General features: G+C 40.1%; 9 protein-coding genes. 7 read left to right on the plus strand and 2 right to left on the minus strand.

The genetic code is table 11. From position 1 onward, the window contains the following. Positions 1-384 (plus strand): transposase (locus LD028_RS01685; RefSeq protein ID WP_237810717.1); only part of this gene is annotated, 384 nt, incomplete at its 5' end. On the opposite strand, the gene LD028_RS01690 is transcribed toward LD028_RS01685, so the two are convergent. Then, positions 280-963, minus strand: coding sequence for a DUF2225 domain-containing protein (locus LD028_RS01690; protein WP_237810718.1), 684 nt, complete (start codon positions 961-963; stop codon positions 280-282). The two genes, LD028_RS01685 and LD028_RS01690, sit on opposite strands and share 105 nt — an antisense overlap. A gap of 146 nt (positions 964-1,109) precedes the next feature. Between LD028_RS01690 and dapF the strand changes: the two genes are divergently transcribed. From dapF to LD028_RS01705, 3 genes are read left to right on the plus strand one after another with little or no spacing between them, the layout of a single operon-like run. Next, complete coding sequence (dapF, locus tag LD028_RS01695) at positions 1,110-1,964, plus strand: diaminopimelate epimerase (protein WP_077429583.1); 855 nt, start codon at positions 1,110-1,112, stop codon at positions 1,962-1,964. Positions 1,965-1,980: 16 nt separating this feature from the next. Next, the gene (locus LD028_RS01700; RefSeq protein ID WP_077429584.1) at positions 1,981-2,343 is read left to right on the plus strand and encodes a HesB/IscA family protein; all 363 of its coding nucleotides are present in this window, start codon (positions 1,981-1,983) and stop codon (positions 2,341-2,343) included. A gap of 6 nt (positions 2,344-2,349) precedes the next feature. Next, positions 2,350-2,682, plus strand: coding sequence for a LapA family protein (locus tag LD028_RS01705; protein ID WP_237810719.1), 333 nt, complete (start codon positions 2,350-2,352; stop codon positions 2,680-2,682). 15 nt (positions 2,683-2,697) lie between these two features. On the opposite strand, the gene LD028_RS01710 is transcribed toward LD028_RS01705, so the two are convergent. Next, complete coding sequence (locus tag LD028_RS01710; RefSeq protein ID WP_237810720.1) at positions 2,698-3,693, minus strand: NAD(P)/FAD-dependent oxidoreductase; 996 nt, start codon at positions 3,691-3,693, stop codon at positions 2,698-2,700. Between the two features lie 293 nt (positions 3,694-3,986). Between LD028_RS01710 and LD028_RS01715 the strand changes: the two genes are divergently transcribed. From LD028_RS01715 to LD028_RS01725, 3 genes are all read left to right on the plus strand, one after another. Next, entirely contained in the window at positions 3,987-5,213 is a 1,227-nt protein-coding gene (locus LD028_RS01715) for an NAD(P)/FAD-dependent oxidoreductase (RefSeq protein ID WP_237810721.1), read from the plus strand. 93 nt (positions 5,214-5,306) lie between these two features. After that, positions 5,307-5,435, plus strand: coding sequence for a YuiA family protein (locus LD028_RS01720; protein ID WP_006322188.1), 129 nt, complete (start codon positions 5,307-5,309; stop codon positions 5,433-5,435). Positions 5,436-5,491: 56 nt separating this feature from the next. After that, a complete protein-coding gene (locus tag LD028_RS01725) occupies positions 5,492-5,815 on the plus strand; it encodes a YuiB family protein (RefSeq protein ID WP_035020626.1) in 324 nt (107 codons plus the stop codon). Positions 5,816-5,842: the final 27 nt, after the last annotated feature.

Consider the following 5,842-nt stretch of genomic DNA (forward strand, 5'->3'; position numbering starts at 1 on the left):
ACAATCGAACGAAATTTTGCAGATTTGAAAGAGAAGCATGGTCTGCGCTGGACAAATTACCGTGGATTGGAAAGAAACCAGATGCAGGCGATGCTTGTTTGTGCTGCGATGAATTTAAAGAAATTAGCAAACTGCCTATGGAGAATGGGCATCTCTCCTCTTTTTCAATTATGTATGTCGTTATTTTCGTCGGTTCATCAAGGGAGACAAATGCCAAAATGGAACAAAATGTTTGAAAGACAGGTGTCTTCCAACCATTTTGTCAACAGTCTGAGGGGGCTATTGTGCCCCCTTTTTTTCTTCACGAATTTCTTGCCAACGGTCGTAAGCCATGTTGACGATTCCTTTTTCAATTGTTTCTTTTTTTCGTGCAATCACACGTGAAAAGTAAATAATCGCTTGTTTTTCTTTTCCTAGCCTGCGGTACAATTCGCCGATTAAATACAATAAACGCACTTCCGACATATGTGTATGAATAAAATCATCCGTTTCATAAGAAGCGATATACTGTTCAAGTGCTAGGCGCATGAACCGCTGTTCTTCTTCATGTTGTTGTTTTGAACGATGCAACCATGCGAGACGCATATAAAGTCCAGCAAGTGCAATATGTTTTTCTTTTTTCAATGTGGCAGAATAAATGCCGAGTTTATATGTATCAATCGCTTCAGCAAATGTTCGCGCCCTACCGTAGTTTTTCCCACGCCAATTGGCGCAAATATTTTGTTGGATTGTTTCCAATGTTTGTGGTGGGAAATATGTTGAAAATTCCTCTGTTGCCGCAAATCCACAGTGTGGACAAACATGGACGTAATATAAAAACGGATTCGCTTCTTCGTTTGCATAATATGAACAAAAGTCAGTGTCGTGTTGGATTGGGCGAATGAAACGTGAACGAACTTTTTTCGTTGTATATGTTTGTTTGCAAACAAGACATGTAACGGTACGATCGTATAAGACATCCATTATGTTCCCTACCTCGTATAGTTGATAGTCATATTATACTATACGATGTTCGTGTTGCCTGTGACTTTTTATGTATTTGTAAAAAAAGTTGTCACGGTTATGATGACGATGTATAGTTTTATTAAACGGATACGCGGAGGGACAATATGAGACATTTTTCATTTGCGAAAATGCACGGCTTAGGGAATAGCTATATTTATGTCAATATGTTTACAGAGCATTTAGCAGAGGAGGAGCTATCACATATTGCAAAACGTGTGTCAAATGTGCATACGGGAATTGGTTCAGATGGGCTTATTTTAATTTGTCCGTCCGATGTAGCTCCAGTGAAAATGCGTATTTTTAATAGCGATGGATCGGAAGGAAAAAACTGTGGCAACGGGTTGAGGTGTGTAGCGAAATATGCATATGAACACGGAATTGTTCAGGAGGAACAGTTTCTCATTGAAACGTTATCAGGTCTTGTAGAAGCTCGTGTGTTTGTTGAAGATGGGAAGGTCAATAGTGTAGAAGTAAATATGGGAAAACCTCGTTTATCTCGTGTTGAAATACCGATGATAGGAAAAGAGGATGATATTGTCGTTAGTGAACCGATCGAATTTGAAGGGCATACGTATTATATGACAGGTGTATCGATGGGGAATCCTCATGCTGTGTTTTATGTGGATCAAATCGAGGATGCTCCCGTCACTTCTCTTGGACCGATTGTTGAAAAAGATGAGCGTTTTCCAGAAGGAATTAATGTAGAGTTTGTAGAAGTGGTGAACGACCGCGAACTTCATTTTCGTGTGTGGGAGAGAGGTTCCGGTGTGACGCAAGCATGTGGTACAGGGGCTTGTGCAGCGGTTGTGGCATCCGTATTAAACGGAAAAACGAAGCGAAACGAAGAAATTGTTGTCCATTTAGCTGGTGGAGATTTGTACATTACGTGGAAAGAAAATGGTGATGTGTTGATGCGAGGGGCAGCTGAAACTATTTGTACAGGTGTATACTACTATTAAAAAGGAGTGATATCGAATGGAACAAATCGTTTTGTTAACCGAAAAAGCAGTGAAGCAAGTGAAACAGATGATGAAAGAAAGCGGAGAAGAAAACGCTTATTTTCGTGTCGGTGTGTATGGTGGGGGATGTAGTGGATTATCTTATGCGATGGGATTTGATCACAACAAACGTGAAGATGATCATGAGTTTGAGAAAGACGGTTTGCGCATATTAGTCGATAAAGAAAGTGCACTTGTATTAAAAGGAACGACGATTGATTATGAACAAGGAGCGATGGGGGGCGGATTTACGATTCATAATCCGAACGCTATTGCTTCATGTGGTTGCGGTTCATCGTTCCGTACAGCGACTCATGCTGGTACTCCAGAGGAATGTTAGGGAGGGATGAATGTGAAAGGACAAAGAAATATTATTTTAGGGCTTATATTTGCATTGCTAGTGGCGCTATTTTCTATCGCAAATATTCAAAATGTAGAAGTGAATTATATCGTCGGCTATTTTGAGACACCATTAGTGATTGTCATATTAGGCTCTGTTACACTGGGGGCTCTCATCGTTTTTCTTGTTGGTGGATGGAAGTTTGTAAAGATGCGAAATTATACAAAAAAGTTAGAAAAAGAAATGGAGCAGTTGCGAGCCTCTTTACCGGAGGAGGAAGTAGCTACTACGATTGAAAATGTGACGAATGAAAATGATCATTCGAAGCCCCTCCCTTAAGAGAGGGGCTTCGAATTACTCAAACATCGATGTAGAATGAAGTGGTTGTACTTTTGCGTTTGGATCGATGTATGACTTCGCATTGTTAACTGCTGTTGGTGCTTCACCAAATCCGCAAGCAATTAATTTCACTTTTCCTTCGTATGTGCAAATATCGCCGGCCGCATATACCCCTGGAATGTTTGTTTCCATTTTGGAATTTACTTTAATCGAGTTTTTCTCAATCTCTAATCCCCATTCTTTAATTGGGCCAAGGGAAGAAATGAAGCCGTAGTTAACAATGACTGCGTCAACGTCAATCGTTTCACGCGTTTTTGTTTTTACTTCTTCTAAAACGACTTGTTTGATACCGTTTTCATCTCCAATCAATTCGACAGGAACGAACGGTGTTTTTACATCAACGGATGAGTTCATTAAATTTTCAACGCTATGTTCGTGAGCGCGGAATTTATCGCGTCGATGCACGATCGTTACTTTTTTAGCAATCGGTTCAAGCATAAGCGCCCAGTCAACTGCAGAGTCACCACCACCGCATACAAGCACATTTTGACCTGCAAATTTATTCAAATCGTCAATGAAGTAATGTAAGTTTTTACCTTCATATTGTGTCGCGCTTTCGAGCTCTAAACGCCGAGGCTGAAATGCACCGTTTCCAGCAGTAATGATGACCGCTTTTGAATAATGAATTTCTTTATTTGTCGTTAGTTTAAATGTCCCATCTTCCAATTTTTCTAACTTCTCGACAGACTGTTCTAAGCAAACGGTCGGGTTAAATTTGCTCATTTGTTCTTTCAAGTTGTCAATGAGTTGTTGGGCGCGAATTTTCGGGAAGCCCGCTACGTCATATATGTATTTTTCAGGGTAAAGTGCAGAAAGTTGTCCACCGAGTTGCGGAAGACTCTCGATAATTTTGACGCTCGCTTGACGCATGCCGCCGTAAAACGCTGTAAATAAGCCGACAGGTCCACCGCCGATAATGGTAATATCGTATAATTTTTGATCTTCTTTCACGTTCATTCCTCCTAAAACGCAAATTTTCATGTATTATCATACCATAAAAAATGGGTAAACGCTTTTGTTGTTTTGAAAATTTCGACATGAACTCGACAAAAATTATGACTAAAAATTGAACAAATAACTCTTGAAAAAGAGAGAAAAAAAGAATAAGATGTTAACGTAGAAATGACAACTTTGTTACAAAACGTTGTATTTTTTTGGTCTATTTCGTGAATAAATTCACAAACTTTCTAAACGATAAAAATCGTTCAAAAAGCGCAAGCTAAAAAAAATAAGAAAAGGTGGAAGTGATTCGCTTGAAGAAGCCAAATGTTGTTGTATTAGGTGCAGGTTATGGTGGATTGATGACAGTGACGCGTTTACAAAAAATGATTGGCGTCAACGAAGCAAGCATTACGCTTGTCAACAAACATGATTATCATTACGAGTCAACTTGGTTGCATGAGGCGGCAGCAGGAACGTTACATCATGAGCGCGTTCGCTATGCGATTGCTGACGTCATCGACCAAAGCAAAGTGAAATTCATTCAAGATACGGTTGAAAAAATCAACCTTGAGCAAAAGGAAGTGCTGCTTCAAAATCATGAGCCGTTAACATATGATTATTTAGTTGTTGCGCTTGGATTTGAATCTGAAACGTTTGGCATTAAAGGACTAAAAGAGTATGCTTTTTCAATTGCCAACGTTAACGCGGCTCGCCAAATTCGCGAACATATTGAGTATCAGTTTGCGACATATAGCACAGAAGAGGAAAAACGCGATGAGCGTTTGACGATTGTAGTTGGTGGTGCAGGGTTTACAGGTATCGAATTTTTAGGGGAGCTCGTAAACCGCGTGCCAGAACTTTGCCGTGAGTATGATGTGGATCCAAATAAAGTGCGTATCATTTGCGTGGAGGCAGCGCCTACAGTTCTTCCGGGCTTTGACCCAGAACTTGTTGAATATGCGGTAAATGTGCTTGAGAAAAAAGGTGTCGAATTTAAAATTGGGACAGCGATTAAAGAATGTACGCCAGAAGGTATTATTGTTAGCAAAGATGACCAAGTTGAAGAAATTAAAGCAGGAACAGTTGTATGGGCGGCTGGAGTACGTGGAAGTCGCGTCATTGACGAATCGGGCTTTGAAGCGATGCGAGGTCGTGTCAAAGTCGATCCTTTCTTGCGTGCCCCAGGACATGAAGATGTATTTGTTGTCGGGGACTGTGCGTTAATCATTAACGAAGAAACGAACCGTCCATACCCGCCAACTGCCCAAATTGCAATGCAACAAGGGGAAGTTTGCGCGAAAAACTTAGCTGTATTAATTCGTGGACAGGGTGAACTACAGCCGTTTAAACCAGACTTAAAAGGAACGGTATGTTCGCTTGGTCACGATGATGCCATCGGGGTTGTGTTCGGTAAGAAAATTTGGGGCACAAAGGCGAGTGTGATGAAAAAAGTGATTGACAACCGTGCCCTTTACTTAATCGGTGGCCCAACACTCGTTGCGAAAAAAGGAAAATTTAAATTACTATAAAAACGAGCGAAGAAATTTTTCGCTCGTTTTTCCTTTACAAATCATTGATTTTTATATATAATTATCAGAAAATTAAGAAAAAGGAGAGGGATTATGAATAAGACAACGTGTCAATATTGTGCAGGAAACGGTTATGTTCATGTTGCGGTTGGTGGGTCTGAAACATGCCATTATTGTGAGGGAACAGGTGTAGCGAAAGATGAAGTAGTCATGAAGCAATAATTGACTGATGTTTTCGCTTTCAGTACACTAAAAATGGTGTATTGGAGGTGAAACGTATGGAGATGAGCATCCCGGTTTTATTCATTTCTGTTTTATTGTTTTTCGTTTTATTTTTCGGTATCGGGTTTTTATTAAATATGATTTTGCGGACGACGTGGACGATGGCGATATTAAGTCCATTTGTTTTATTATTGTGGATTGATCAAATTTCTGTAATGGACTACGTGACAAGTCCATCCGCTTCGCTCGCCCATGTGAAAGAGCGAATCGAATCATTAGCAAGCGCCGATTTAATTATTTTAAGTAGCGGTATTGTTGGTGCTATTGTCTCAGGTGTCGTTATCCAGACGCTGAGAAAAAAAGGATATCGGATGTTTTAAGCCTTCACAATCGTGGAGGTTTTTTTT

Origin of the sequence: Anoxybacillus sp. LAT27, assembly GCF_022030075.1 — a bacterium.
GTDB lineage: Bacteria > Bacillota > Bacilli > Bacillales > Anoxybacillaceae > Anoxybacillus > Anoxybacillus kestanbolensis.

Bases quoted from the DNA above. Each gene is read 5' to 3' on its own strand.
- LD028_RS01690 (WP_237810718.1), bottom strand. From the start codon at position 963: ATGGATGTCTTATACGATCGTACCGTTACATGTCTTGTTTGCAAACAA.
- dapF (WP_077429583.1), top strand. From the start codon at position 1,110: ATGAGACATTTTTCATTTGCGAAAATGCACGGCTTAGGGAATAGCTAT.
- LD028_RS01700 (WP_077429584.1), top strand. From the start codon at position 1,981: ATGGAACAAATCGTTTTGTTAACCGAAAAAGCAGTGAAGCAAGTGAAA.
- LD028_RS01705 (WP_237810719.1), top strand. From the start codon at position 2,350: ATGAATGTGAAAGGACAAAGAAATATTATTTTAGGGCTTATATTTGCA.
- LD028_RS01720 (WP_006322188.1), top strand. From the start codon at position 5,307: ATGAATAAGACAACGTGTCAATATTGTGCAGGAAACGGTTATGTTCAT.
- LD028_RS01725 (WP_035020626.1), top strand. From the start codon at position 5,492: ATGGAGATGAGCATCCCGGTTTTATTCATTTCTGTTTTATTGTTTTTC.